This window comes from Pseudomonas sp. CFBP 8770 (genome assembly GCF_014841705.1).
Taxonomy (GTDB): Bacteria; Pseudomonadota; Gammaproteobacteria; order Pseudomonadales; family Pseudomonadaceae; genus Aquipseudomonas.
The window spans coordinates 1-25,834 of the sequence record NZ_JACYUL010000012.1; the positions used below are offsets into that span (position 1 = coordinate 1).

Below are 25,834 nucleotides of genomic sequence, written 5' to 3' on the forward strand. Positions count from 1 at the left end.
CTTTAACACGCGATGTACATTTTACAAGGGTGCGCCATTTCGCCGCAGGTACATTGAGCAGGAGCAGAAGGGGTTTCATCCAAACACCACGCATGTCCAGACTGGTAAGCTCGCCCATCAATTCGATGGATGAATGGCTATGTCGCTACGCGCACTTCGAACACTGCTCGCTATTTCCCAGCACGGCTCTTTCGTCAGAGCAGCGGATGCCGTGCACCTCACCCAGTCAGCAGTCAGCCTTCATGTTCGGGCGTTGGAGGAGGATTTCAACGCACTTCTGTTTGATCGTTCAAGGCGGCTGGCGGTGCTCACGGATGCAGGTCATATCGCAGTAGAGCGCGCACGAGAAATCCTATCCCTATACGACGGCATCTCATCCGAGATTGGTGGCGACAGTGAGCTGCGCGGCAGGCTTAGAATCGGCGCCATTCAGACAGCGCTGGCCGGCGTCCTGCCCCATGCGCTATCAGCACTGCGTACCGATCATCCCCACCTGCGAATCACGGTTGGTTCGGGCATGTCCGCAGAGCTGGCTACGCGCGTTGAAGCGGGCGAGCTTGACGTTGCGATCACAACGGAGCCGGTCAAACCGCACCCATATGGTCTGACGAGCACGGCGCTTTACGAGGAGGGATTCTGGATTATCGCGCCGGTGTCACTTGCTCTTCAAGACCTGCAGTTGCTGCTCAAAAGCCAGCCGTTCATTAGGTTCGACCGCCGCGCCTGGGCAGGTCGAACCATTGAGCGCGAGCTACGCGCTATGAAGCTGCGCGTGCAGACTAGCATGGAGCTAGATAGTCAAGATGCAATAATAAAGATGGTTTCGAATGGACTTGGCATCTCCATTATTCCGCTTGCTCAGCATCAAGTCGAAAGCCTAACGACACTGACCATCGCGCAGTTCGGCACGCCGCAAAAAACCAGGCGCGTCGTGTTGCTGGAGCGTGAAGACCGTCCACTTGGACGGTTGGCTTCAGCACTGGCGAACGCCGTGAAGGCGCATCTGCCAAAAACTGACCTATGAGAAAAACTTGTTGATTTCTGAATTTTAAGTCGTTTTTATTTTAGAGTCGAACTTCTTATCGTGGTGCCTATCTTGATGATTCGCTGAGGGGCACCATGATCATTTCATCTACCGACACCACTTCGTTGCGGTCTCCTATCTTAATCATGGCTGAGCGCGCCGCGCTGATACGCGCTCAGGGCAGGGATGTCATCGACCTGACATTGGGAGAGCCGGATTTCAACGCGCCGCCCCACGTGCTTGAGGCTGCGCACGCCGCGCTTGAAGGTCGCCTTACTTACTCACCTTCGAACGGTATCGAACCGCTTCGTTACGCGATCCGTATGCGCATGAAAGCCATTCGAAACCTGGATTACTCAGACGATCAGGTGGCAGTCGGCTGTGGCGCGAAGCAGATCATTTACAACGCTTTCCAAGCGACATTAAAACAGGGGGATGAGGTCATCGTTCCTGCGCCCTATTGGGCAAGCTATCCCACCATGATCAAAATGTGTGGCGCGCGACCTTTGATGGTGCCTACTACCCTGGAAGCCGGTTATTGCCTCACCGCAGAGGCTTTGGATGCAGCGCTTCGTGTGGCAAGGTCGCCCAAATGGGTCATCTTGAACGCGCCCGGTAATCCTTCAGGATCGCTCTACTCAAGCCAGCAACTGTCAGACATCGCTGAAGTCCTGCGCCGATACCCAGGAGTGATGGTGCTTTCAGATGACATCTATTCAGAAATTCGTTACACGGATGATGTATATCAGACCTTGGCGGCGGTGGCACCTGATTTGACTCACCGTATTTTGATCGTAGATGGCGTGTCCAAAGTCTACGCAATGACCGGCTGGCGGGTAGGATGGGGATGTGGGCCAACGCCATTGATCACGGCCATCAATTCGGTTCAGTCACAGAACTGTACTCAGACCAGCACTCTGAGCCAAGTGGCGGCGGTGGCTGCGTTGACTGGGCCTCAGACACTGGTGAAAGAGCGAAATGCTATTTATCGCCAGCGGCGTGATGCCGCTCTGAATGTCTTCGAGGCCTGCGAAGCGATTGATGTCGCGTGTCCGGAGGGTGCGTTTTACCTGCTACCTCGGATCAGAACGATCAAAGATGATCAGGCTTTCGCACTAACCCTACTCGAAGTAGGCGTAGCTACCGTTCCAGGTAGCGCATTCGGTATGCCGGGGCATCTCAGGCTTTCATTCGCCCTTGATGAGTCAGTTCTGATTGAGGGCTGTGAACGGCTGGTTCAGAAAATCAAGGCAAGCGCATGACGCTCTCTTTGCTGACAGCTTTGTTGCCTATCGCATTATTGATCGTGTTAGGCGCATGGCTCAAACGTAGTCAATTCTTGGCAGATAACTTTTGGGCGCAGGCAGAGCGCTTGGCATATTACGTACTGCTTCCCTCTCTTTTTTTTCACGGGCTGGCTACAGCTAAGCTTGATGGGGTGCCCTTTCAAGGCATGGTCTCTGTGCTCATCGTATCGACTGTTGTGGTATCGCTGATGTTAGTAAGCGCGCGAGCGCTCATCACCACAAACGATGCGGCATTCACCTCCATATTCCAGGGTGGTATACGTTTCAACAATTACGTGGGCGTGTCGATAGCGGCGGGATTATTCGGTGTTCAGGGCATTGCCCTGGCAGCCGTTGCGAACGCGGCGATAGTGCCCACAGTGAATATCCTGTGCGTGTTGGTCTTTGCGAAGTACGGGGCGGGTGGCAGGATGCCATTGAGCAAAGTCCTTAAGCAATTGACTCTGAATCCGCTGTTGCTGTCGTGCTTGGCTGGTGGGTTGATCCAAGTGACAGGTTTGGGACTGCCCATCGGTGTTGAGCCAGTGCTCAAAGCGTTGGGCCAAGCGTCACTCCCTCTAGGTTTACTCTGCGTGGGCGCCGCGCTGGAGTTCGGGAGCATGAGGCAGTGGCTGCGCCCAGTTGGCTATTCGTCACTGGTGAAGTTTTTAGTCATGCCACTGGTCACGCTTGGAGCTTGCCATTTGTTCGGGCTGGAAGGAAAAGCTGCCATCGCAGCACTGCTGTTTCAGGCGCTCCCCACTGCTTCATCGTCCTACATCATGGCGCGGCAGCTAGGTGGAGATGCACCGCTTATGGCCGGAATCATTGCTTGTCAGACCCTGCTGGCGGGAGTGGCCCTTCCCATCGTTATCCTTGCGGTGACCCAGTGGGTTTGAGCCTCATATCCACGTGGTATCGTCCAAAGCACATTCATTCCCATTTGAGTTTCATTGCGAAATCTTTTACAAACGGAGGGCGCAGGTTGCTAGGCCGAATGTGGGAGTATGGACGCCCGAAGGGCCAAGCCAATGGCTTTCCCCTTGGCTTGGTTTACGACAGCCGTCCCCGCGAGGGGTCTGCACAAACACTCAAGTCGTCATCTTTAAGGACGGCATGGCCACAAGACTTGCCTACCTGCAATTACCTGCCTTTCTAAATCCGGCAGCTTCCGCTTCTGACTCTGACCCGAAAGTGATCTGATTCTTCGTTGCTACTTTGTCATAGCTCGGGCACCCACTCGGTAGGTGATACACATGGCTATTCCTGTTGCCAATAATCACTCCTGTCGAAGCGGTACTGATGACCTCAGGGGCGGACGCTGACTTCGCTACCCTCTGCGGTATCGGATTCACGATCCCATCACCAGCCGGTTTGTACCCCGGCGTCCAGGAGCGCTGCCCGGTCACGAATGGATTTTCATGCCCCATGATGGCTGCAATCCGTTTGTTTCGCTCGGCCTCCCAGGGTGTCACTGGAAACTGTTTGTCCCATGCCATAAGCAGCTGTTGTTGCTGACGCGACATACTGAGCTGGTACCGGTCGAACATGTAGAAGGTCGTTCGAGCGACAAGACCTTTCACTTCATCACGGGGCTCTGCAGCACGCTGATCGAAGTCAACCTTGGTCTTGCACTGACCGTATTGAGGTGCCACACCCGAAGCCATTCCGTAGTTAAAATTGCTCCGGTCTCCGTTGACCTCCCCAACTGACGGATACAGGTTGAACAGATCAGCTTCCATCGCCCGGAAGACGGGATCGTCATCCACACAATGCTCCCTTCCACCGCTCTGCCAGCATTGCCGTTGATGACCAAACGTCCAGGCCGGAACAATGTGCTCCCACTCAGTGCGCTCTGCGCGAGCCTCCTGTTTTCTCGTCTTGAGTCCACAGGATTCCGCGTCAATGCGACCTCCCGACTTACCGACCCACGTCCACTTGCAGCCACAGTAAAGCTCGCCCATAGCGCTGTCGGCCTGGTCGAGGTAGACCTTTTGTTTCGCAACGATCTTGGCTTCGGTGAAGGTGGCGGGAGGGGTAGCAAAGGCTTGAATGTTGAACGAAAGGAGGATGGCTAGAACGGTAAATAGGTTTTTCATGGGAACGGCAATGATTGGATGAGCGCACATTGTACTGACGTCCGTCAGGGATGCCGAACGCTTGTTGCTATGGTCATGTACAAGCTCGGTTGTGGCTACGCAGCTGACTAGGACGGGATATTTTAGGAGGCATGGTACGGTAGCTACTCAACCGCAGGGCTGCACCGTTGGCATCAGTTGTGTATCGCCCAATGGCGCGTCCAACATATTCGCCGATTGTACCAATCTGATTGGCAAGAGCTCCTCACACGGTCGTGATTTGGCTGACCATGAGGCGATAGCGCTGGCATTGCTCAAGGAGGTGAACGTCGTCGCCGGTGTTCAAGGCAGAGACGTTTGGTCTAGGTGAGCTAACCTTGTAAGGCTAGACCGCTCCGCAGAACCTAGTAGCCTGTCACCTGACCGCAACGATCGCCTCGACCTCCTTCAATCTTCGTACTACAGCAAAAAAAATTTGACAACGGGTTAAGAAAATAAGACCATTTATGCGAACGATAAGCGTTCTCAAAAAAAGGAATTTTTAATATGAAGCAACTTCTTGGTGTAGCAGCAGCCGTCCTTTTGGCATCTCCCGTCGTACAAGCCTCCGTCTCACACGCTGAGCCAGCTTCTAGGCTGACTACTACAGATGTCAAAACAACTCCCCATCAACTTACCGTGGCTGCCTTCAATTACAGTCAGTGTAACGGCAATCTCGCCAAACTTTTGCCACGCTGCAATAACTAACTATCAAGTAAACTAGGAGGGTAACCTCCTAGCTTTAATTAGGGAAAAATTGACATGGAAGACTTGGTTTACTACAGGGAAGGTTTGCCTGCTGGTATCATAGCCCCTTCAACTATTTTCGCTCGTGATGCTGGCGATACACTCATCAACGGCCCTGCTGGGATTACCTGCGCTACGGTCTCAACCGATGAGGATTTCCACAATGTATTGGCCAAAGCGGGAGCTCTCATTCCAGGTTCAGCGGAAGAAGTCGAGACAGTCGTGCAGATGCTCAAGGAACCTACAACGAGCCGGACTGTAAGTTATATGCTCTGTTCGGCTAAAAGCTGCGACGCCATTATCAAAGATTTGAAGCAGTTGCAGGAGTTGACGGTAATGATCGTGGGTTGTGGTGGTATTGGTAGCTCGATATGCATGCTACTGGCTGGCGCAGGAGTGAGAAATTTTTACTTAGTCGATTCAGACATTATTGAAAAAAGCAATTTGAATAGGCAATTCTTTTGGGTGCTGAAAGATGTTGGAGAGAAGAAAATCCATACTCTCAAAAAGGCACTCGAGGCTCGCTTTGAAAATTTGAATGTCAGATGTTTCGACCAAACTATGGGGATAGCAAGTTTGTGCGAAATTGCTGCTGACGGCGTAAACGCTGTTGCCTTGACTGCAGACAACCCTTCTAGTTTGGCGAGAGATGCGTGGGAAATCGCTGAACACTGCGAAGTCCCAGTAGTTTCAGGCGGATATATGCATCATCTTTGCTCATTATTTCGGTTTATACCGGGCGATTGCGAAGCTGTAAGGGCAGCGTCAGAGTTGATCGGCAAAGAGAGATGGTCATCTCTACCGAGCGCAATAATGCCAAGCTACGGCCCAATGAATCTATCCTTGGCGGCAGAGCTTAGTACAAGTTTAATTTCATCAGTCGCGATTCATACTTTCGGAAACCCTAAAACGCTTGTCAAGCGATGGGACTCGAGAGTCGTGCAATGTGGGTAGTTAAAGGAGAGCAGTCTTGAGCAACGAAGGATGTATTTTTTGCAAGATCGTTGAAGGTGATTCACCTTCTCATGTGATCTGGGAAGACATCAACCACATCGCATTCCTATCTATTTTTCCAAATACGCTTGGCGCAACAGTTGTCATTCCCAAACTACACCGAACAAGTTATATATTCGATCAGAGTGAAGATGTCTTAACTAGCTTGGTGGTTGCTGCAAAAAAAGTTGCGTGCCTTCTCGACTTAGCGCTAGAGGGAGTGGGTAGGACGGCAATGATCTTTGAGGGTTATGGTGTTGATCATTTGCATGCAAAGCTGTTTCCTATGCACGGTACGGGGAGTCATAGCGATTTTAAAAAAATATCGTCTAATGTGAACAAGTTTTTTGATAGTTATGAAGGGTACGTCTCTTCTCATGATTATAAAAGGGCAGATGACGATCAGCTTTCACGATTGGCCGAAGAGATTCGTGCTTGCGCCACTCGGGATTTGCGCAAAAGTTAGTTCTGTATGTGCTAAAATTACGTAACCGCCTACAACCTTGATGCTATCTAGCTGCTGCCTAATAGGCTATTATCAGTGAGGAGAATTGAAATATTCATTAAGTCATTGTCAGCAGTATTTCTTGCATGCCTATTAATAGCCAGCGCAGATGCAACCAGCCGTTGCGGAACAAGATTGGTAAACACTGGCGATACACTTGATTACGTTCTTCAGTCTTGCGGTAAACCGCTTGCTCAAGCCAGCAACGGCCCAGTGATACGCAACAACGGTGTGCCACGTAAGGGCTCGCAAAAAACTGACGTAATCGTCTATGGGCCGAATGGCGGTGCTTATCAATACATGCTATTCATCAACGATGAATTGATCAGAGTAGATGTGCGTCGAGAAGCGCCCAATGGGAACGTTCTCAAGTGGTAGGCCGCAACCGGTTGGACGCCCTCAACTAAATGGTACGTATCAATTAGCCGGTAAAAATGCCGGCTTTGTCTGCCTGTGTCTAGAAACTTTGCCACAGTCGCTCGAACAGCTTTTAGAATCTTTGCGTGCGATTCGCAGCCGACCCAGTGGTACATCCATAACCAGACCTTAAGTACGCCTCACTGTAGATAGCGTAATATTGGGTCGTTGCGCCTATGCTGTAGCAATAGCGACAGGACATTCTGCCCGCTGCCCATGGGCCTCTATTGGGTACACAATCGTGTCGAGCCTGCATCATTGCGGCGGCGTAATCAACGCTATGATCCATACCAGATTATCAGCGAGGAGAGCCTTATGGATACGCTAGAAACACTTGGAAGCACTGAGTTCGCGATGACCCGCGCCTTAATCCGAATAGACTCGATCAGCTCAGCAGGAACGGTTGCTGACGTAATCTTTCGTTTCGCCTCTGCAGTCGGCTACGTCAACGCATGCGCGGACATCAAAGCTATCAACGAGAGCGCTTGGGCAAGGCTGCTTGATCTTGCTGACAAAGCCTACGATGCTCATCCCCTAGCCACTGGCCGGTCTGATGACTTCCAGGTATGAGCACGGACGGCCCCAGGGAATGACGATGAAGCTGTTCTTGGATTGCGAATTCACTCAGCTTAACCAAAGCACAACGCTGATCTCATTGGCACTGGTACCCAACTGATGACGTTCGTTTGATGACAAAGGCCGCTGTTGAAGCGGTAGGCCATGTGTTCCGGGAGGGCTTCAAGTACAGCAAAGCGGAGGTGCTGCTGCTTGGCCTGTGCCAGCAAGGCGAGTACACCGATAACCTGTTTGCCGCTTCGCAGCCGTTGGCAACTGAGCGGGTCATGGGCGTACTTGATGCTCTTAATGGCGGCTGGGGGCGAGGGACGGTGAGGTTGGCCAGCGTGCCGGTGGATCCGGACTGGGGGATGCGTCGGGAGATGATGAGCCATAGCGTTACCACTCGAGTAGATCAGCTTTGGACGGTGTGCTGTCATTGAATTTCAAGGGCGTTCTGCGATCAGTGACCCCCCGGTGCGGCGCCTTTTTCATAGACCTTGATCTGCGAACGACCGGCTCGCTTCGCCCGGTACAAAGCTTCATCAGCGTGGCGTCAAAGGGAATGAACGTCCTTCTCGCGTCTGGATAGAATGCGATGCCGAGGTATGAAGACGTATGGATTATTCGCCCATTTGACTCCAGAACTGGCTCAGTGACTCGCACAGCCTTACAGCAATCGCTATCGCTCGCTCGCGATTCGTATCCACCAGAAACGCCACGAACTCGCCCCCATCGATACGCCTGAATAGATCGTGGCATCTAAGGTGAACAAGCCCTCGTAAGACAGGACACCGTTCTCCCCTTAAGATGAGGGATCGGCAAACGGCAAGCTATCTGATAAGGAAGTCCTGTTGTAGTGGCCTAATGAAACCGGACACCCATTTAGGCGAGAATGCTCGCCACACAGAGGTGTTCGATGAGCAGAAAACGACGTACCTTCACCCTCGAATTCAAGCGCGAAGCTGCCAGCTTGGTGCTTGACCAGGGCTACAGCCACGCTGATGCAGCCCAGTCGCTTGGGTTGGTAGAGTCGGCCTTGCGCCGATGGGTCAACCAGCTCCAGCAGGAACGAGGCGGTGCCACACCGACTAGCAAAGCGCTGACACCCGAGCAGCAGAAAATCCAGGAACTGGAAGCCCGAATCAACCGCCTGGAACGAGAGAAATCGATTTTAAAAAAGGCCACCGCGCTCTTGATGGCCGAGGAACACGAGCGTTCGCGTTAATCGATCAATTGCGGGCTCAAGAGCCGATTGATCTGTTGTGCTCGGTATTTGAAGTAACCCGATCTTGCTACTACGCGTACTGCCGGAAACGTCGGTATCCGAATGCCGAACGGGTGGTTTTGCGCAGCCGTGTGAACGAGCTGTTTACGCAAAGCCGAAGCGCTGCGGGCAGCCGGAGCATCATGCTGATGATGAAAGAGGACGGCATGCAGATCGGGCGATTCAAGGTACGCAAGTTGATGCGCGAGATGAACCTGATCAGCAAACAGCCCGGTTCGCATGCCTATAAAAAGGCGACCGTGGAGCGACCTGATATTCCGAACGTGCTTGATCGAGGATTCACCGTCGCATCCCCAAACAAGGTCTGGTGCGGTGACATCACATACGTCTGGGCTGGAGGCCGATGGCACTATCTGGCGGCTGTCATCGACCTTTGTGCCCGCCGTGTTGTGGGTTGGGCGTGCTCACCCAAGCCCGACGCCGACCTGGTCATCAAGGCACTGGACATGGCTTACGAGCAGCGTGGCAGGCCGCAAAACGTATTGTTTCACAGCGATCAGGGCAGCCAATATGGCAGCCGAAGTTTCCGCCAAAGACTATGGCGATACCGCTTCACACAGAGCATGAGTCGGCGCGGTAACTGCCATGACAATGCGCCCATGGAACGGCTCTTTCGCAGCCTAAAGACTGAATGGATACCGACGGTGGGCTACATGAGCGCTGCATTAGCGCAACAGGATATCGGCCGGTTCCTGATGGAGCGATACAACTGGCGGCGACCGCATCAGTTCAACGAAGGGCTAGCGCCTGCGGTCGCTGAAGAAAAACTCAATTCAGTGTCCGGGATCAGTTGACCACTACATGTGTCCCTACCAAAGCTTGCCGGTAGGTGTGAAGTGGGCCCAAATTTGCTACCAATGACGCTTGGATTCTGGTGATTCTTAATGGGTTGCCTAGGCAAGCACTGGCGCTGTAGTTTAGCGACTCGGGTGAGCAGTGGGGAAATACGATGAAATTGCAGTCTGCACTGAATCTGAAACCTAATTTTTTACTGAGATCTTTGCATCAGCATGCATAAGAATGCTTATAAGAACCGCTGCAGCGATAGGTTAATACTATGAAATCTGATACGCTAGAAAACACAACTATCACATTGGCTATGACCGTAACGTCTCGGCGAATACTATATTTATCATTGATTGCTTGAGTGCGGAGGATCTGCAAACCGCTAGGCGAAGGCATGAAGGGATATGTGACGAGTTGATGTCTTTGCCTCAAATCGGATTCCAAGCCGATACTTCACGAGTCATTCATTTACGTTGCCAGACTCGCGGAGACTGGGATAAAGGACTAAACCAAATTCGAGACGTTTGCAAAAACGGTCTTTCTCCACTCCTGTTCATAGATGGTCATGGGGACAAGCGAAGAGGGCTTCTCATGCCCTCAGGTGAGTCTGTCTCTTGGGAAATCTATCTGCGGGATCTCAAGGCTATAACCTACGCTGCGCGCGGAGAATTGACGGTGATCGCGGCTTTTTGCTACTCACTAGCGGTCAAGCCGATGCTCAAAGGTAAGAAGGAAAAACTCCCTTTCGCGTTCTATTTTGGTTATGCAAACGAGATCAGCGCAGGCATTGTAGAAGAAGAGACCAAAATTCTATATGAGTCCTTGCTCCGTAATGGAGGCGAGACACTTCAAGAAAAGGTTTTGGAGCTTTCCTGCTTTTATGAGTATGAGCATGCCATCGATGCCATTGCGCACGTGATCATGATGGAAACGGCGCCGAGAACGCTAGTCGCCATCGATCCAAGGTTTTCCCGAGCAAAGCTAAGAGCTAAAGTCGGTAGAGACTTAGCTGCCGATGGTGTGAAAATGGCGGGCTACGGGAAAGCGATCAATAAGGCTATACGCAACCCAAAAGCGCTAGCTATGAGATTGATTGAGGATGTGATGCACGATACAGATCGGCGGAGGAATTTCATTCGGAGGCTTCAAAAGGAGATGAGAGGCAGAACTGCCTAATCAATAAATGGCGTGGCAGGCTGAGGGATTCCGAGGTCATCACATCATCGCCTTCGAGACACGATTTTTATACCCAGGCCCGTATGGCTATTCCGGCCGAACCCTGCGGTTACGGCAGGGCACAGCAGGAGGTGCTGCGAACAGCCTACGTCGTCATCACTCGGGCCTTCACCCACTGCTACTGGTGTGTTTTCTGGGACGAAAAGGTACCTGCGTTGGAGAAGGCAAGCCGTTATATCAGTGTGGATCAGGCCTATTCGAATATTGTGACCCCTCGTCTCGCACCACCTTCAGATGGGATGACAACCGCGCCAACTAATTCAACGAGAACAATGACGCGCACTGGCAATCACGTGTTTAAGACGAGCGCCTAGAAGACTGGGCAAATCGTGCTGATGAGGAGAATTGACGTGGCCAACACACCTCAACAACCTCCGACTCGTCGTACCCACCTGCACGAAAGCTGGGAGCTCTCTTCTTCACCTCAGACCTATACTCTAAAACACTCTCATCCAATTGCCCGATTACCATATCTACGATGTAGGGTCAAAGGGTCAAACGGCCAGATGCAAGGTATGCGGTGATCAAAACCTCGTAATCTTGGCTGACAGCCTTCGCGATACGAAGGAGGTCAAAGTCCGAGTAGCGCTTTACGTGCAAGTCGACCGCAACAGTGTTGATCTCGGCCATGGCTACACAACCTCCGCCGCTGAACCCATATCAGAGGTCGCAGCACTGCGCCGGTAGAACTTCTTCACGTCAGTCAGGGAATTAACATCGAGGTCACGCTGATGAGTATTCACGTACACCTGACCGCCCTCGACCTCGAGCACGCAGATCGGCACCTCAACCTGATTGAAGCCCATCGAGAGCGAAGTCAGCTTTTCCATCCTCCAGCCCGAACCTTTGTTCATCCAGCCAGGTGTTACGACTTGGACATCCAGGACAACCAAGCTCTCATCCTGAGCAATGAGTAGCTCTACAAGGCGGGGCTCATCGCTGACCATCTCCTCAAAGGCCACGAATCGCCCTTCATGCCGGCGCTTGAGACTGACGTGATACCAATGCGTCGCGAGAGATCGTGAGACCGCGTGAAAATGAGCCAAACCGTCACCGAACATCCCTACTGGGCCGGCTTGGTCTTGCATGCTAATCCTGAACATCGTCTTTCTCGAGTGATGCAGGCCCGCCTAGCGCGCCTGCGATTAACATAAGCCAAATATTGTCTTTAGCGAGGCCTTCATCTCGCGCCCTTCGCCTACCAGCACGTAAACGGTGTTCCGCGTCTCAAACAGGCAAACACCGTCGAAAGATTTGCACAGAGTTGAGCGCACCCATCCTCCTGGGGGAAATCGGCCTTGTTGGTCATGGATCACGCAATGTGCGTACATGAACATCGGTTGCAGGCCTGTGGCTCGTACCTTCGCGAGCGACTCGGGAGACTCGTCGACGTGAAAAATGAGCCAATCCTCGACGAGGCAATACGGCTTGCGACCGAAGCGATCCTCCACCAACGCTTCGATTTCGGCCGTGGGTAGCTGAGTTCCGAAAGAGGAAATCTCCCCCTCCCGAAGCAGTCCAGGATCTGAAGAATTACCCATAAATTGCAGCTCCTAAAAACAGCGGAGAGAAATGGAGCTTCCACCGGGCGCTAATCAGCCAGCGATTACGGCTAAAAGACCATCGCCATGACTATATACATTTGTTTGGCCTCAATCAAACCCGGCATACCGTCCTCTTTTTGGGAGGGAATTGTCTGATGTCATTGCGCAAGGCTTACGCGGCGACGTTGCAGTGGCTGAGGGTGAGGCGTGGTTTATCGCAGGCTGATTTTCAGGATAAAGCTGATCAAGGTCACATCAGTCGGCTGGAAGCCTCGTCGGTCTCAGCCAGCGTCGATCTCAGTGCAGATCTAGCTCAGGCTCTTGATCTTCGGCCTTTGTCGTTTCTGACGCTTGTGGCTGCGGCGGATGAAGGTAAAACAGCGCGCTCCGCCCTGGAAGAAGTCCTGGCCGAATTGCACCAGCTCGGTGTATTGGACGAGTTTCTGCCACGTGAGCCTCAAACGCTTACCCCTCCTCAAACAGCGGCGGTGGAAGGAAAACTGAGACAGGTACAGGAACTGAAGCGCGCAGGGCTTTCGCAAACTGAAATCAGCGTGCAGCTAGGAATGCCCAGAACCACCGTTCGGCGACTGTGGCATGCTCAAAATTGATTGCTGCGAACTGATCGCATAGCTCCTATGGGGTCACTACTCCGACCATTACATTTGTCATGATCCCAGCACGGTATCAACGCCGCTGATTCTGTGGTGAGCTAATGATTTAGCCACGAGGCAGGCGGTAACTGCCGATTACCAGCCCCGCGTCGCGAGGCGGTGAGTTCCATCGAGTGACCTACATCGCCCGAAGGAACAGGTGGTCTCACAATAGTGAGTACCTGCTAGCGAAACCTCAGACCCCCGCGTTTCGCGGTGTAGTACGGCAGAGAATCTTCTCTCCGCGATTGCGATCCCGCCCCACGCAAAACTGATATTGGCTTCAGGCGCACCTGTCAAAACAGGGCGCGCGAATCAGCAAGACGTTTGACAGCTACCCCCCCCTGCACATTTTTTTCAAAACTTTCAGAAGTTCCTACTCCGCCCGGAGGAGACTGGAAATCTAGACGGACGCATTGATACCCTACCAACTGAATGGTAGCCTATCAGCAGGCGGCCTATACTGACGGTCAAAGCCTTTTACGCCTCGGACGCATTAGTCATGCGGCGGTTCAGCCTGAGAGCGGAGGCCTACGTGCTAAGGAAGACTCCCTATGAAAAAGCAAAAGATCACGTTCCAAAACCCCCAAGGCATCAGTCTATCTGGCCTGCTTGAAGCCCCCGATGCGCCTAGCGCATACGCTTTGTTCGCCCATTGCTTTACGTGCGGAAAGGATATCAAAGCCGCAGCGAGGATTTCGAAAGCTCTGGTCGACAATAACGTGGCAGTGCTTCGCTTCGACTTTACTGGCCTAGGTGGTAGTGATGGTGACTTTTCGAATAGTAACTTTTCATCCAATGTAGCCGACCTAGTCGCGGCGGCTGATTTCTTGCGTACGACGTACCAGGCTCCCTCCATATTGATTGGTCATAGTCTGGGCGGTGCGGCGGTCATCTCTGCGGCTAAGCACATCCTGGAAGCAAAGGGAGTTGTCACCATTGGGGCACCCGCAGAAGCTGCCCATGTAATGAAACAATTCAGGAGAGACGTTGACGCGATTAGGGATATTGGTGAATTCAAAGTTACGCTCGCAGGACGAGAGTTCACGATAAAGAAGCAGTTCCTTGACGACATCGAATCGCAGCAGCAGGATCAAAACATCGCCAACCTGCAGCGCGCATTGCTTATTTTCCACTCACCAGTAGACAACGTTGTATCGATAGAACAAGCGCAGAAGATCTATCTCAAAGCTAAGCATCCAAAAAGTTTCATCTCATTGGACTCAGCAGACCACCTGCTTACCAACAGCAAAGACGCAAGCTATGTAGCGTCATGCATTACAGCGTGGAGTTCGAGATACTTGTAGGACGCATTTTATTACCTTAAATCCTATAGAGGTTAATTCTATGCGGTATTGCTCAATACTGGCTCTGAAAGCAGCTAGAGAAAGAGAGAAAAAACAACCGTTTTGTTGTGACAGTGAGTTCGCGCACCGCCAACAGGGCAGTGATGACAGCAACCTTTGGCCGAATATTTTTCTGTCGATTGTAGTCGTCTCGCTTACTGCAGCGTTAATAGCCGATCTATGGAAGCAGTAGCGCGGTTTTAAAATTAATTTAGTTGACCTTTAAATCAGCCAGCACCACTTGTCATACAGACTGTGAAATGGTGCCAACCCATTCGGAGATTATCTATGTCTTACGACTTTGATCTATATGTAATCGGCGCAGGTTCTGGTGGCGTGCGTGCTGCTCGCTTTTCTGCCGGATTTGGCGCGAGGGTGGCAGTGGCCGAAAGTCGTTACTTAGGCGGTACGTGTGTGAACGTTGGTTGCGTGCCGAAAAAGCTACTGGTTTACGGCGCACATTTCGCCGAAGACTTCGAGCAGTCGCAGGGCTTTGGCTGGACTCCTGGTGACGCGAAATTTGATTGGGCGACACTGATCGCCAACAAAGATCGTGAGATCAATCGTCTGAACAATATCTATCGCGATCTGCTGGTCAGCAGCGGCGTCACCCTCCATGAGGGACACGCGAAAATCGTTGATCCGCATACCGTCGAGGTCAATGGCGAGCGCTTCACGGCTAACAACATCCTGATTACTACCGGTGGCTGGCCAAAGATCCCCGAAATCCCCGGTCACGAGTACGCGATCAGCTCCAATCAAGCATTCTTTCTCAAAGGTCTGCCCAAGCGCGTTCTTGTAGTCGGTGGCGGCTACATTGCCGTTGAGTTTGCCGGGATCTTCCATGGCTTAGGTGCCAGCACCACGCTGATGTATCGCGGTGATCTGTTCCTGCGCGGCTTCGACGGTACGGTACGCAAGCATTTGCAGGAAGAGTTGACCAAGCGTGGGATGGATCTGCAATTCAATTCCGACATTGTGCGTATCGACAAGCAACCTGACGGCAGCCTGAAAGTAACCCTAAAGGATGGTCGGCAGCTTGAGACAGATTGTGTCCTCTTCGCTACGGGTAGACGCCCGATGCTCGACAACCTGGGCTTGGAAAATACGGGTGTAAAACTAGACGAAAGAGGTTTTGTTGAGGTCGATGAGCTATATCAAACTGCTGAGCCGTCAATCCTAGCTTTGGGAGACGTGATAGGGAGAGTCCAGCTTACGCCTGTCGCACTGGCCGAGGGTATGTCAGTGGCACGTCGCTTATTCAAGCCTGAGCAATACCGTCCGGTTGACTACCAGATGATCCCGACGGCAGTCTTCAGCCAGCCTAATATCGGAACTGTCGGGTTGACCGAAGAGGAGGCACGTGAGGCAGGGCACGAGGTAGTAATCTTTGAAACCCGCTTCCGCCCTATGAAACTGTCGTTGACCGAGTGCCAGGAGCGCACGTTGATGAAGCTCGTGGTGGATGCCAAGTCCGATAAGGTTTTGGGCTGTCATATGGTAGGCCCTGATGCCGGAGAGCTTGTGCAGGGGTTAGCGATTGCGCTGAAGTCGGGGGCGACCAAACGCATTTTCAACGAGACCATCGCTGTGCATCCGACATCCGCTGAAGAATTTGTCACCATGCGCACCCCGGTTGGAGGCTGATCGGTTTCAGGCAGTTTTTATGCACTCAGCTCTGTCGCAATGGCAGCAGCTGGGTGTAAACGTTTGCCGCGCCGTCTCGCCGTGGACGACACGCACCTGAGCATGGTTGTCCCCAGCTCCGTACAAAGACTCTCAACCTTGATACGGCAAGCTTTATCCCCCAAGCATTCGGCACATGCATCCATTCGAGCAGGCGCGCTGCTTTTTCCAACCAAATAAGATTCTCATCCTTAGAAAGGCTACCTATAGGTAGGCAGTTTTATTTGGAAGAATCTTCCAACCAATCCTAGAAAATCCCGTACCAAAATTGTCACCAAGATCTTGTCGAGTGACATGATTTTCTAATGATCCGTTGCAAGCCTACCAACTAGATGGTAGCGTATATGCAGATTCAGAAATCACCCACGAACCTGCAGGGCGTTGAACGCCCACGTGAGAGCCCCCATGCAAGATTGGAAGCAAACCCGCAAAGACATCAACACTCGTCTGGTAGAGCTGAACGGCCTTTCCCCTGAAACCATGAAGGGCATGGCTGCTCTCGGTGCTGCCGGCAGCAAGACAAATCACCTGGATGCGAAAACTCGCGAACTGATCTCCCTCGCAGTAGCTGTGACAACCCGGTGCGATGGCTGTATTGCATTCCACGCAGCGGAAGCCAAAAAGCTCGGTGTTACCAGCGAAGAAGTGGCCGAAGCACTGGGCGTAGCCATCAACATGAACGCCGGTGCCGCTCTTGTCTACAGCACCCATGTACTCGACGCTTTCGATAAGTCCTAAGCATTACGCAGACTTTCCTCTTAGACGATTTCGAGAGCAATCATGAATGAGCTGTTCACCCCTTACGATTTGGCCGGTATCCCGCTAAAAAACCGCGTTGTCATGGCGCCCATGACCCGCACCCGAACGTTGAACAACATTCCAAATGAATCGAACGCGCTGTACTACGCGCAACGTGCTTCTGCTGGCTTGCTGATCACCGAAGGCCTGCCCATCTCCGATGAGGCTCGTGGCTATCTGTACACCCCTGGTATCTACGAGGATGTGCATCTGCCGGGTTGGCGGAACGTGACTGACGCGGTGCACGCCAAAGGCGGGAAGATTTTTGCACAGCTCTGGCACGTTGGCCGCATGTCCCACGTGTCTGTACATGGCATGGCGCCCGTGTCTTCGGGCACGGTGTCTGCGGTGGATACCACGGTGTATGCCTGGATCGAGCCCGGCAAATCTGGCCCTGTACAGCCTAGTGCGCCACGCGCCCTAGAAACCGAAGAAGTAAAACGCGTCATCGCGGACTTTGTTAAGTCTGCGCGTATGGCGATGGATGCCGGTTTTGACGGTATCGAAATCATGGCAGCCAACGGCTTCCTGTTCGACCAATTCCTGAGCAGCGCCTTGAACACTCGTACTGATCAGTACGGTGGCTCCATTGCGAACCGTCAGCGCTTCCTCCTGGAAACGATTGACGCGATTGCAGCTGAAATCGGTGGATCGAAAATTGGCGTGCGTTTCTCTCCGTTCGGTCGACTGTACGACTTCGGTGTGTACGAAGGCGAAGAAGAAACCTGGATGAGGATGGCGGCTGCCCTCAACGAACGAGAGCTGGCATTTGTTCACCTGAACTACCAGCCGACCATCATGGCCGCGCAAACACCACCAGGTTTCGGCGCTGCGTTCCGTGAAGCTTACAAAGGCACCTTGATGGCTGCTGGCGGCTTCACCAAAGAGATCGCAGAGTCTGAGCTGGCCAAAGGCGAACTCGACCTGATCGCTTTCGGCACCGCCTACATCGCCAACCCGGATCTGGTAGAGCGCATGCAGAACGATTGGCCGCTGGCCGAGGGTGATCGCGAGACCTACTACGGGGTTAGCGATTCGATTGATAAGGGTTACACCGACTACCCGGAATACTCAGCTGCGAAAGCCTAATACTCCCGTTCAAGACCTTAGGAGAACACCATGCCACTCGTTACTATCAAAGGCATCGAAGGCGTTTTTACCGACGAGCAAAAAGCAGAGGTCATTCGCAAGGTAACCGACGCTATGGTGTCGGTGGAGGGCGAAAACATGCGTGCCCTGACCTGGGTCATTTTCGAAGAGGTTAAGAGCGGAGACTGGGGCATCGCTGGCAACCCCGTGACTGCACAGGATGTTTTGAAGCTGCAAGCAGGTCAATAAGGCTTCATCGCTTAACTACTAGCTCCCTGATTGCTGAGTGCATCTACGCTCAACGGTCAGGGGGCTTTTTCCGTTCTAAAAGAATGCCCAGCTTGTGGGGGATCACGCCGTGATTCTGATCATTTACGCCCATCCTTACCCTGAGAAATCCAACGTAAACGAGCTGATGCTCAGGTTCACAGCAACTAATCCTAATGTTGTAATCCGCTCCCTGTACGACCTTTACCCCGATTTCAATATCGACGTTGAAGCCGAGCAAAAGGCCGTGGAGCAAGCAGACCTGTTGGTTCTCCAACACCCTCTATATTGGTATAGCTACCCGCCACTTTTGAAGCTGTGGATCGATAAGGTCTTCACGCAGGGCTGGGCCTACGGTGCGGGCGCTACTGCTTTGAAAAACAAGAGTCTGCTGTGGGCCGTAACCACGGGCGGAGAGCACGATCATTTTGAAGGCGGCGACCACCCAGGCTTCGCGGTGTTGTCCCAACCCCTTCAGGCGACCGCGAACTACTGCGCGATGAACTGGTTGAGTCCTGTAGCAATTCATGGCGCATACAGAGCAGATCAAACTGCACTACTCAAGCAAATTCGTCGTTACGGCGAGCGCCTGGCCTCATGGAAGGAAGACTGAATGGAAACCCACAGCCTGATTGAAATGCTCATCTACCTAGGCTCGGCTGCTTTGATAGTCCCGATTGCCGTCCGGTTGGGATTGGGGCCTGTTCTGGGCTACCTGATAGCCGGCTGCGTGATCGGCCCCTGGGGCTTGAAGCTCGTGACTGACGTCGAGTCCATCCTGCACTTCGCCGAAATTGGCGTGGTCTTGATGCTGTTCATCATTGGTCTGGAACTCGACCCCAAGCGTCTTTGGGCAATGCGCCGTATGGTCTTCGGGGGCGGCGCGTTACAGATGCTGGCGTGCGGTATTGCCATCGCAATATTTTGCGCAGCCCTAGGCTTGAACTGGACGGCTGCATCGCTGGTCGGCCTGACGCTGAGCCTGTCGTCGACTGCTATCGCCATGCAGGCCATGAGCGAGCGAAACATGAACTCCACCGCTGTGGGTCGTAGCAGCTTTGCGGTGTTGTTATTCCAGGACATCGCAGCGATTCCCTTGGTGGCAATGATTCCACTGCTGGCCGCAGATGGTGGTACGCCCTCAGGGGCAGCGCTGGCCCTGTCTATCGCCAAAATCGTCGGTGCAATTGTCGCAGTGGTTCTCTTGGGTCAGTACGTCTCTCGGCCCGTCCTTCGCTTCGTAGCGCGCTCTGGCCTGAGAGAAATCTTTAGCGCCGTCGCACTGTTCCTGGTGTTCGGGTTTGGCCTCTTGTTGGAAGAGGCGGGCTTATCCATGGCCATGGGCGCTTTCCTAGCCGGCGTCCTGTTGGCCAGCTCGGAGTATCGTCATGCACTGGAGAGCGATATCGAACCTTTCAAAGGGCTGTTGCTGGGTTTGTTCTTCATCGGCGTGGGTATGTCGATTGACTTCGGAACGCTGATCGACGCCCCTCTGAAAGTCATCACCCTGACGTTGGGCTTCATCCTGATCAAGCTACTCGTGATCAAGCTTTTGGGTCGATTCCTGAATGTCCCAAATGACCAGCGTTCATGGCAGGCGGTATTTCTCGGTCAAGGCAGTGAGTTTGCCTTTGTCGTATTTAGTGCCGCCACGGTCGCCGGAATCCTAGTCGACCCTTGGGGTAAAAGCTTGACGCTGGCGGTGGCGCTATCCATGGGTGTAACGCCTTTATTGATCCTCTTGCTCAATCACCTGGAGTCAGCGAACAAACAGGGCAGCAAGGAAGTGGACAGCATTGACCAAAGTAATCCTCGAGTGATCATCGCCGGCTTCGGAAGATTTGGTCAGATCGCGGGACGTCTGCTGATGTCCTGTGGTTTCGAGGTAGTGGTCTTGGATCACGACCCAGACCACATCGAGACACTTCGCAAGTTTGGGGTGAAGGTATTCTACGGGGATGCCACTCGTCTCGATTTACTGCACGCTGCGGGTGCCGCACAGGCCGTGGTGCTTATCAATGCCATCGACGATCAGGGAGATAACCTGGCACTGACCAAGCTGGCCCAAGAGCATTTTCCATCCTTGAAGCTGGTCGTGCGCGCTCGTGATATGGGACACATCATCACGCTGCGTCAGATGGGTATTGAAGACGTAGAGCGAGAGACCTTTGAAAGCGCACTTTCTCTCGGGCGCAGAGCTTTGGAGCAACTAGGGATAGGACGCTACGAGGCCCGTGAGCGTGCGGATCGGTTCCGCCGTCTGAACCTGGAAATGCTGGAGGAGATGGCCGCTCAACCCGATGAGGATACCGACTTCAGATACGACGCTTACAAGCGAGCGAACGCTTTACTAACTGAGATCTTCAATGAGGATCGCGCTCATCCAATTGACGCTGGCCCAGGTAAAAACGAGTCTTCGACATCACCAGGTGCATAGGCGACCAGACTGATGAGCATGGAGGACGCCCGATTAGCTGGCGTCTTCCAGCTCAGCGATGATCGCTTTCTTCAAGGCTGAGACCGATTTAGACCCTGCGAAGACTTTCAACAACCGGCCTTCGTTAAACACGGCCAAGGACGGCACAGAGCGGATGCCGTACATCTGCGCAATCGTCGGAGACACAGCGATATCAATCTTCCCAAAAGATGCTATCGAATGGAGTTTTGCTTCGAGCTCAAGAAAGACCGGCCTCATTTCTTTACAGGGTTTGCACCAAGAGGCGGAGAACATAACGACACTGCTGCCTTTGGCTACGAAGCGAGCAAATTGGGGAGCACTCAACTCAACGATACGGCTCATCTGGGTCTCTCGTTCTGTGTCAGGGAAAAGCGGCACCTTGAGAGTGCCGCCATCCAATGCCAGTCAAATTTCGCAGCCATCGATCCCGCAGACCTGGCCCATTGATGCGCTATCCAGGGATTTCGCCTCAGCTGCCATCTGATTCAACGCCTGAAGGAAGGAGGCGTCTGTCTGTGCGCCTGATACCGAGACCGCATTATTGAAGACGAACAGCGGTACGCCGGAACCCAATTGGGCGGCAAACTGTTCATCCGCTTTCATCTCAGCGCGCAGCTCTGCAGATGACCAAGCCAGTTGGATGGACTCATCCGACACACCTGCGCCTTTAGCAATCGCCGCCAAGCTGGCGCGATCAAAAAGGGACTTACCGTGGCTGGTACTCTGCTCGTACAGCGCTTCCACAAGACGCTTTTTTACCTCCGAGTCTTCAACAGCTTTTACCAGCACATGAGCATCCGCAGTATCGCCAAACATCATGGTGTCAAAGCGGTAATCCAGCCCGTCGGCCTCGCCATATTTACTGACGGTACTCATCATCGATAAAGCGGAGTTTGCGTTACCGAGCTTACGCTTCAAGGCCGGAATCATCGGCTCCGGAGCATGGTTGGCAGCCAGCCGATAGGCCCGAACGTTGACCTGTACCTCGTCCTTCTCTGGGAAGCATTCAAGTGCTTTCTCAAAGCGGCGCTTGGCAATCCAGCACCAAGGACACACATAATCAGACCAGATATCGACAACGTATTTTTTCGAAGGAGTTTTCATGATTTATCCTGCACGAAGAAATGAAGACTGAATTGCCACCATTTCAAGCAAATGGTTAAAACCAGCCAAAGGGTCGGTTGATCGACCGAGTGTCCAATCAATGAGGCTGGCTCCCTCCAACATGCTCAGCAGCATGAAGGCGAAGTTTTCAGCGGTTGTTCCCAGTGACCAGTTGTGCTGCCGGACGGCGTCCTCGAGGGTGCTTTGAAGCCAGGCGAGCTGCGAATTGAAGAAATCCCTGGTAAGCCCTTGGAGCGATAAAGGCAACGCAGCCATTTCCGCTGCCAAGGCGCCGCATAACGGCAGCAGCCCCTCATTCGCGCTGATCACGAAAAGTCGGGAAAAAGCCTGTAAGCGCTGCAGTGGCTCGGAATGCATGCTCTCGATTGAGAGCAACGTCTCATTGAATCGAGCGATGTAGTCGTTGATCAGCTCCGCGCCCAGGCACTCCTTGGTAGGAAAGTGATGGTGAATGCTGGCTTTTTTGATACCGATCTTCGCGGCGAGATCAGCGTAACTAAATGCTGAATAACCCTTGGAACGCATCTGGGTTTCCGCATAACTCATAAGCGCAGCTTTTGTCGTGATAGACATTCAGAACTCCTACAGCCAGCACCCTTTCCACCGAAGCAGTGCATTGGAAAAGCGCCTAGCTGGAAGGCGCTACACGCAGTGCTTGCTACGGTATTAGGCGCGTACCGCCATCACCCCTGCGTCCACATCCCAGATAGCGCCGGTCACCCAGGACGTTTTATCGGAGAGCAAAAAGAGGATGGTGTTGGCGACGTCTTCGGGAACACCCACTCGACCCAACGGGTGGAAATCATTCAGCGACTTCATCGCATCCGGGATTGCATCCTTGTCCATGAAGCCTTCATAGATCGAGGTGTGAACAATGCCAGGTGAAACGGCATTGACCCGGATACCTGAGTGAGCCAATTCAACTGCGAGGTTTCGGGTAACTGCATGCAGACCCGCCTTGGCCATCGAATAAGCAGTCGCAGGAGAGCCTGCCAGGGCGGCTTGGGCACCAATCGAACCAACGTTGACAATGGAACCTTCGCGTTTGGCGGCAAGCATGTTCTTGACCACAGCCTGAGTGATGAAGAATGTGGCGCGGTTCAGATCCAGGTACATGTCGTAGTCAGCCTCATCGTGCTCGATGAAAGGCTTGGGAATGAATATGCCTGCAGAGTTCACCATGAAACCAATGTCGCTATGGTTGGCATTGATCTCGTTGCGTACATGATTCATCCCTTCCTCCGTCATGAGGTTGGCAACGATCACGGATACGTTCCCCAGCGGACTCAGCTCGGCACGCACAGTCTCGGCTTTATCCTGTTTGCTGCCGGTGATAACCACGCTCCCGCCCGACTTCAAGAACTGGCGAGCTGTTTCCAAGCCCATGCCACTCGTGCCGCCGACGACCAACAGTTTTTTGCCTTTAAAAAAATCGTTCATTGCAGACTCCGTTTATCCAGATTTCATTGAGGGTGGCACCGGCAAGCAAACTGCCGGTGCACGCCTGGCTCGGATGTGACAAGGCTTGGGATCAGCCCTCACGCACTTCGAGGGTTGGCACCATGCGAATGGCTCTGGAGAAGTTTGCGTAGTTGACCGATGTCTTGAGCACCAAGTTGTGCAGCTCTTCCACACGCTCACGCGAGGCGTCGGTGTGCAGGCGAATGACAACACTGACTTCGTCGTAGCCTGAATTAACGCTTTCGTCGATGCCCAGGAAGCCGCGCAGGTCGAGGGTGCCGTCAGTCTCGATCTCCAGGCTGTGAATTTTGATGCCCATCATCGCGGCATTGGCGGCATAGCCGACCGACATGCAGGCGTTGAGAGCAGCCATCAGCAGCTCCTGAGGGTTCGGCGCAGTGTTTTCACCCAGCAATTCATTTGGCTCGTCGGCAACGATTTCGAAATCACGCGAGTAGGTTTCACCGGCGAGGCTGTAGCGGCTTACTTTGGCCACGGAGCGGGTCTGGCCTTTCCACGCGGTCTTAACGTTGAAGCTGGCGTGGCGCTTGTTCGCATTCTCAGCAACACCTTGAGCAAACTGTTGCAGGGCAGCTACGTCAATACCGTTCAGGTTGTTAGTCATTTGGTAAATCCTCTAGGTTACGTAAGGTCGCTTGAATGAATCGCTGACCAAACAACCCTACCAACTAGATGGTTTGCTTGCAAGGAGTTTAGCCAAAATTCTTAAGCAGGTAGCTGTAGAGACCAGCATATTGGAGTGCGCATCGAGGCCTCTCCCCGCGAGTAAATCCAGGATAATCAATGGGATAGGGCGATGACTGGTCAAGAATCAGAGAGATAGCGCGGGAGGAAATCAGCGGCTTCCACATCCGCTGAGCGGCTGTTTGAAAGGGAAATAACGATTAGAAAATGCTGACAGGGATGTGCTCTGTTCTTGCCCGAGCCGTGCAGTGCCAAGCCATACGCTGTCTTGGCACTGCACGATTTCAGTGGGTCTGCCCCGCGTGCAAATTTCTACCTACAGTAGCTTGAAAGTCTTTACGCGGTATCAGTGCTGCAGGAATGCCCTTCAACAAGAGAACAGCTCCGCATGCAAGTACAGCTGAGAAAATGCATAGGCCGTAGTTTATGGATCCGGTAGTGATCTTGATCCAACCGATCACAGCTGGACTGGTGAAACCGCCCAGCAAGCCAATGGAATTAATTGCGGCGATTCCACCTGCTGCCGCAGAACCGGACATGTAGGAGGTTGGAATTGTCCAGAAAACGGGCATCGCAGTGAGTATGCACGTAGCTGCTAGCGTGATCGCGCCCAAAGAAACCACCAAGCTTTGGCCGAACCACACAACCATTAAAAGCCCGATGCAACCACCGAACATACACACAGCCAAATGCCAACGGCGCTCCTGTTTCTTGTCAGAGTGTTTGCAAATCAAGATCATTCCAATTACGCCTACGATATAGGGTATTGCAGTCAGCAGGCCTATATTTACTGCGTCGGAAATTCCGTGCTCTCGAATCAGAGACGGCAACCAAAAGCTTATAATGTACAAGCTAGCCGAGATAGAGAAGTAAACAGCGCCGAGAATATAAAGTCGATAATCCTTCAGTGCTGCACCAAAATGATGAGTCTTCCCTTTATCACTTGAGTTCTCTTCCGCCAAGGCGTCAACAACAATGCTCTTCTCGCTGTTACTGAGCCAGCTGGCTTCGTTAGGACTATTCGAGAGCACAAAGAATACAGAGATACCCAATATAAGAGTGGGGATTGCCTCAATCACGAACATCCACTGCCAGCCCCGGTAGCCGAGCACACCATCCATGTGGGCTAGCAGCCAACCCGAAACGGGCCCGCCGATGATTCCTGCAACTGCGATTGCGGACATGAACATCGCAATGATTTTTCCCCTCATTGCAGACGGATACCAGAATGTCAGGTAAAGGACGATTCCTGGGAAGAACCCAGCCTCAAACGCACCTAGAAGAAATCGTGCAATATAGAATTGCATTGGTGTCTGGATAAACGCAAAGCTGCCCGAGATTAGTCCCCAAACAATCATGATGCGCATTAGCGTAAGCCGGGCGCCAATTTTCTCCAGAATCAGATTGCTAGGTATTTCGAACAGAAAATAGCCTAGGAAGAAAATTCCAGCACCCAACCCGTATACAGCGTCTGAAAAATTCAAATCCTGTTTTATATGAATGGCCGCAAATCCGATGTTCACACGATCAAGATAGGCGAAGACGTAACATATAAAAAGAAACGGAATTAGGCGGAGCGTGATTTTTCTGTAGATATCGGGCGCCTGCACGCAGCCATCCGCGTTACATTTCTCTTGGCCGCTCACAGCATTTGATTTATTCATGATGATGCCCACCTGAACCGAAAGGCATCAAAGAAGAGTGCGGTTTTGAGTTCGTAGGCTTGAAGATTCTTGTCGCTGTAAATT

The 25,834-nt window shown here is 52.7% G+C and carries 27 protein-coding genes and 1 pseudogene; 18 read left to right on the forward strand and 10 right to left on the reverse strand.

Annotated features, from left to right (window positions below):
• Window positions 1-139 precede the first annotated feature (139 nt).
• The 3 genes from IFT98_RS20525 (at window position 140) to IFT98_RS20535 (ending at window position 3,209) form a co-directional block, all read left to right on the forward strand.
• Window positions 140-1,024 (forward strand): LysR substrate-binding domain-containing protein, encoded by an 885-nt coding sequence (locus IFT98_RS20525; protein WP_192051378.1) that lies wholly within the window; start codon window positions 140-142, stop codon window positions 1,022-1,024.
• A 95-nt stretch (window positions 1,025-1,119) separates the two neighbouring features.
• Window positions 1,120-2,286 carry a pyridoxal phosphate-dependent aminotransferase gene (locus IFT98_RS20530; RefSeq protein ID WP_122797569.1) on the forward strand — a complete coding sequence of 389 codons (1,167 nt, stop codon included), beginning with the start codon at window positions 1,120-1,122 and terminating at the stop codon, window positions 2,284-2,286.
• On the forward strand, window positions 2,283-3,209 hold the full coding sequence (locus IFT98_RS20535) for an AEC family transporter (RefSeq protein WP_192051315.1): 927 nt from the start codon (window positions 2,283-2,285) through the stop codon (window positions 3,207-3,209). Before IFT98_RS20530 ends, IFT98_RS20535 begins: the two co-directional genes overlap by 4 nt.
• 234 nt (window positions 3,210-3,443) lie before the next feature.
• On the opposite strand, the gene IFT98_RS20540 is transcribed toward IFT98_RS20535, so the two are convergent.
• Window positions 3,444-4,409, reverse strand: coding sequence for an endonuclease (locus IFT98_RS20540; protein WP_192051317.1), 966 nt, complete (start codon window positions 4,407-4,409; stop codon window positions 3,444-3,446).
• Between the two features lie 780 nt (window positions 4,410-5,189).
• On the opposite strand from IFT98_RS20540, the gene IFT98_RS20545 reads away from it, so the two are divergent.
• From IFT98_RS20545 to IFT98_RS20575, 7 genes and pseudogenes are all read left to right on the forward strand, one after another.
• Window positions 5,190-6,128, forward strand: a complete 939-nt coding sequence (locus IFT98_RS20545; RefSeq protein WP_192051319.1) for a ThiF family adenylyltransferase — start codon at window positions 5,190-5,192, stop codon at window positions 6,126-6,128.
• A 16-nt stretch (window positions 6,129-6,144) separates the two neighbouring features.
• Window positions 6,145-6,633 carry an HIT family protein gene (locus tag IFT98_RS20550; protein ID WP_192051321.1) on the forward strand — a complete coding sequence of 163 codons (489 nt, stop codon included), beginning with the start codon at window positions 6,145-6,147 and terminating at the stop codon, window positions 6,631-6,633.
• Window positions 6,634-6,708: 75 nt separating this feature from the next.
• Complete coding sequence (locus IFT98_RS20555) at window positions 6,709-7,050, forward strand: DUF2845 domain-containing protein (RefSeq protein WP_342214195.1); 342 nt, start codon at window positions 6,709-6,711, stop codon at window positions 7,048-7,050.
• A 354-nt stretch (window positions 7,051-7,404) separates the two neighbouring features.
• Window positions 7,405-7,659 (forward strand): hypothetical protein, encoded by a 255-nt coding sequence (locus IFT98_RS20560; RefSeq protein WP_192051323.1) that lies wholly within the window; start codon window positions 7,405-7,407, stop codon window positions 7,657-7,659.
• A gap of 95 nt (window positions 7,660-7,754) precedes the next feature.
• Window positions 7,755-8,087 (forward strand): annotated as a pseudogene (locus IFT98_RS20565) (DUF4113 domain-containing protein); the annotation flags it as partial.
• 476 nt (window positions 8,088-8,563) lie between these two features.
• Window positions 8,564-9,726, forward strand: a protein-coding gene (locus IFT98_RS20570) for an IS3 family transposase (protein WP_192051325.1) whose coding sequence is annotated in 2 segments (ribosomal slippage) — window positions 8,564-8,819 and window positions 8,819-9,726 — 1,164 coding nt in all. Because the reading frame shifts where the segments join, the coding sequence is not laid out codon by codon here.
• Between the two features lie 409 nt (window positions 9,727-10,135).
• Window positions 10,136-10,894 carry a hypothetical protein gene (locus IFT98_RS20575; protein WP_192051327.1) on the forward strand — a complete coding sequence of 253 codons (759 nt, stop codon included), beginning with the start codon at window positions 10,136-10,138 and terminating at the stop codon, window positions 10,892-10,894.
• 546 nt (window positions 10,895-11,440) lie between these two features.
• Here the strand turns inward: IFT98_RS20575 and IFT98_RS20580 are convergent.
• Genes IFT98_RS20580 through IFT98_RS21125 form a run of 3 tightly spaced genes read right to left on the reverse strand, consistent with a single transcriptional unit; the run spans window position 11,441 to window position 12,495 of the window.
• Window positions 11,441-11,584 (reverse strand): hypothetical protein, encoded by a 144-nt coding sequence (locus IFT98_RS20580; RefSeq protein WP_192051385.1) that lies wholly within the window; start codon window positions 11,582-11,584, stop codon window positions 11,441-11,443.
• A gap of 2 nt (window positions 11,585-11,586) precedes the next feature.
• Window positions 11,587-12,057, reverse strand: a complete 471-nt coding sequence (locus IFT98_RS20585) for a hypothetical protein (protein WP_192051328.1) — start codon at window positions 12,055-12,057, stop codon at window positions 11,587-11,589.
• A gap of 42 nt (window positions 12,058-12,099) precedes the next feature.
• The gene (locus IFT98_RS21125; protein WP_342214196.1) at window positions 12,100-12,495 is read right to left on the reverse strand and encodes a DUF6957 family protein; all 396 of its coding nucleotides are present in this window, start codon (window positions 12,493-12,495) and stop codon (window positions 12,100-12,102) included.
• A 158-nt stretch (window positions 12,496-12,653) separates the two neighbouring features.
• On the opposite strand from IFT98_RS21125, the gene IFT98_RS20590 reads away from it, so the two are divergent.
• From IFT98_RS20590 to kefC, 8 genes are all read left to right on the forward strand, one after another.
• Complete coding sequence (locus IFT98_RS20590) at window positions 12,654-13,109, forward strand: helix-turn-helix domain-containing protein (RefSeq protein WP_192051330.1); 456 nt, start codon at window positions 12,654-12,656, stop codon at window positions 13,107-13,109.
• A 596-nt stretch (window positions 13,110-13,705) separates the two neighbouring features.
• The gene (locus IFT98_RS20595) at window positions 13,706-14,458 is read left to right on the forward strand and encodes an alpha/beta hydrolase family protein (protein ID WP_192051332.1); all 753 of its coding nucleotides are present in this window, start codon (window positions 13,706-13,708) and stop codon (window positions 14,456-14,458) included.
• 327 nt (window positions 14,459-14,785) lie between these two features.
• Window positions 14,786-16,144 (forward strand): glutathione-disulfide reductase, encoded by a 1,359-nt coding sequence (gene gorA, locus IFT98_RS20600; protein WP_192051333.1) that lies wholly within the window; start codon window positions 14,786-14,788, stop codon window positions 16,142-16,144.
• Between the two features lie 444 nt (window positions 16,145-16,588).
• Window positions 16,589-16,921: a carboxymuconolactone decarboxylase family protein gene (locus IFT98_RS20605; protein WP_007252395.1), complete on the forward strand. Its 333-nt coding sequence runs from the start codon at window positions 16,589-16,591 to the stop codon at window positions 16,919-16,921.
• Between the two features lie 42 nt (window positions 16,922-16,963).
• Window positions 16,964-18,070, forward strand: a complete 1,107-nt coding sequence (locus tag IFT98_RS20610; protein WP_192051335.1) for an alkene reductase — start codon at window positions 16,964-16,966, stop codon at window positions 18,068-18,070.
• 30 nt (window positions 18,071-18,100) lie between these two features.
• Window positions 18,101-18,319 carry a tautomerase family protein gene (locus IFT98_RS20615; protein WP_122797573.1) on the forward strand — a complete coding sequence of 73 codons (219 nt, stop codon included), beginning with the start codon at window positions 18,101-18,103 and terminating at the stop codon, window positions 18,317-18,319.
• 109 nt (window positions 18,320-18,428) lie between these two features.
• On the forward strand, window positions 18,429-18,950 hold the full coding sequence (gene kefF, locus IFT98_RS20620) for a glutathione-regulated potassium-efflux system oxidoreductase KefF (protein ID WP_192051337.1): 522 nt from the start codon (window positions 18,429-18,431) through the stop codon (window positions 18,948-18,950).
• Complete coding sequence (gene kefC / locus IFT98_RS20625) at window positions 18,951-20,774, forward strand: glutathione-regulated potassium-efflux system protein KefC (protein ID WP_192051339.1); 1,824 nt, start codon at window positions 18,951-18,953, stop codon at window positions 20,772-20,774.
• 33 nt (window positions 20,775-20,807) lie between these two features.
• Here the strand turns inward: kefC and IFT98_RS20630 are convergent, their stop codons facing one another.
• The 6 genes from IFT98_RS20630 to IFT98_RS20655 all read right to left on the reverse strand — a co-directional run bounded on the left by IFT98_RS20630 (window position 20,808) and on the right by IFT98_RS20655 (window position 25,750).
• The gene (locus IFT98_RS20630; protein WP_192051340.1) at window positions 20,808-21,137 is read right to left on the reverse strand and encodes a thioredoxin family protein; all 330 of its coding nucleotides are present in this window, start codon (window positions 21,135-21,137) and stop codon (window positions 20,808-20,810) included.
• Window positions 21,138-21,200: 63 nt separating this feature from the next.
• The gene (locus tag IFT98_RS20635) at window positions 21,201-21,899 is read right to left on the reverse strand and encodes a DsbA family oxidoreductase (protein ID WP_122797575.1); all 699 of its coding nucleotides are present in this window, start codon (window positions 21,897-21,899) and stop codon (window positions 21,201-21,203) included.
• A 3-nt stretch (window positions 21,900-21,902) separates the two neighbouring features.
• A complete protein-coding gene (locus tag IFT98_RS20640; protein ID WP_122797576.1) occupies window positions 21,903-22,493 on the reverse strand; it encodes a TetR/AcrR family transcriptional regulator in 591 nt (196 codons plus the stop codon).
• A 93-nt stretch (window positions 22,494-22,586) separates the two neighbouring features.
• Complete coding sequence (locus IFT98_RS20645) at window positions 22,587-23,360, reverse strand: SDR family NAD(P)-dependent oxidoreductase (protein WP_192051342.1); 774 nt, start codon at window positions 23,358-23,360, stop codon at window positions 22,587-22,589.
• A gap of 91 nt (window positions 23,361-23,451) precedes the next feature.
• Complete coding sequence (locus tag IFT98_RS20650) at window positions 23,452-24,006, reverse strand: OsmC family protein (RefSeq protein WP_192051344.1); 555 nt, start codon at window positions 24,004-24,006, stop codon at window positions 23,452-23,454.
• 364 nt (window positions 24,007-24,370) lie between these two features.
• The gene (locus IFT98_RS20655) at window positions 24,371-25,750 is read right to left on the reverse strand and encodes an MFS transporter (protein ID WP_122797578.1); all 1,380 of its coding nucleotides are present in this window, start codon (window positions 25,748-25,750) and stop codon (window positions 24,371-24,373) included.
• Window positions 25,751-25,834 lie beyond the last annotated feature (84 nt).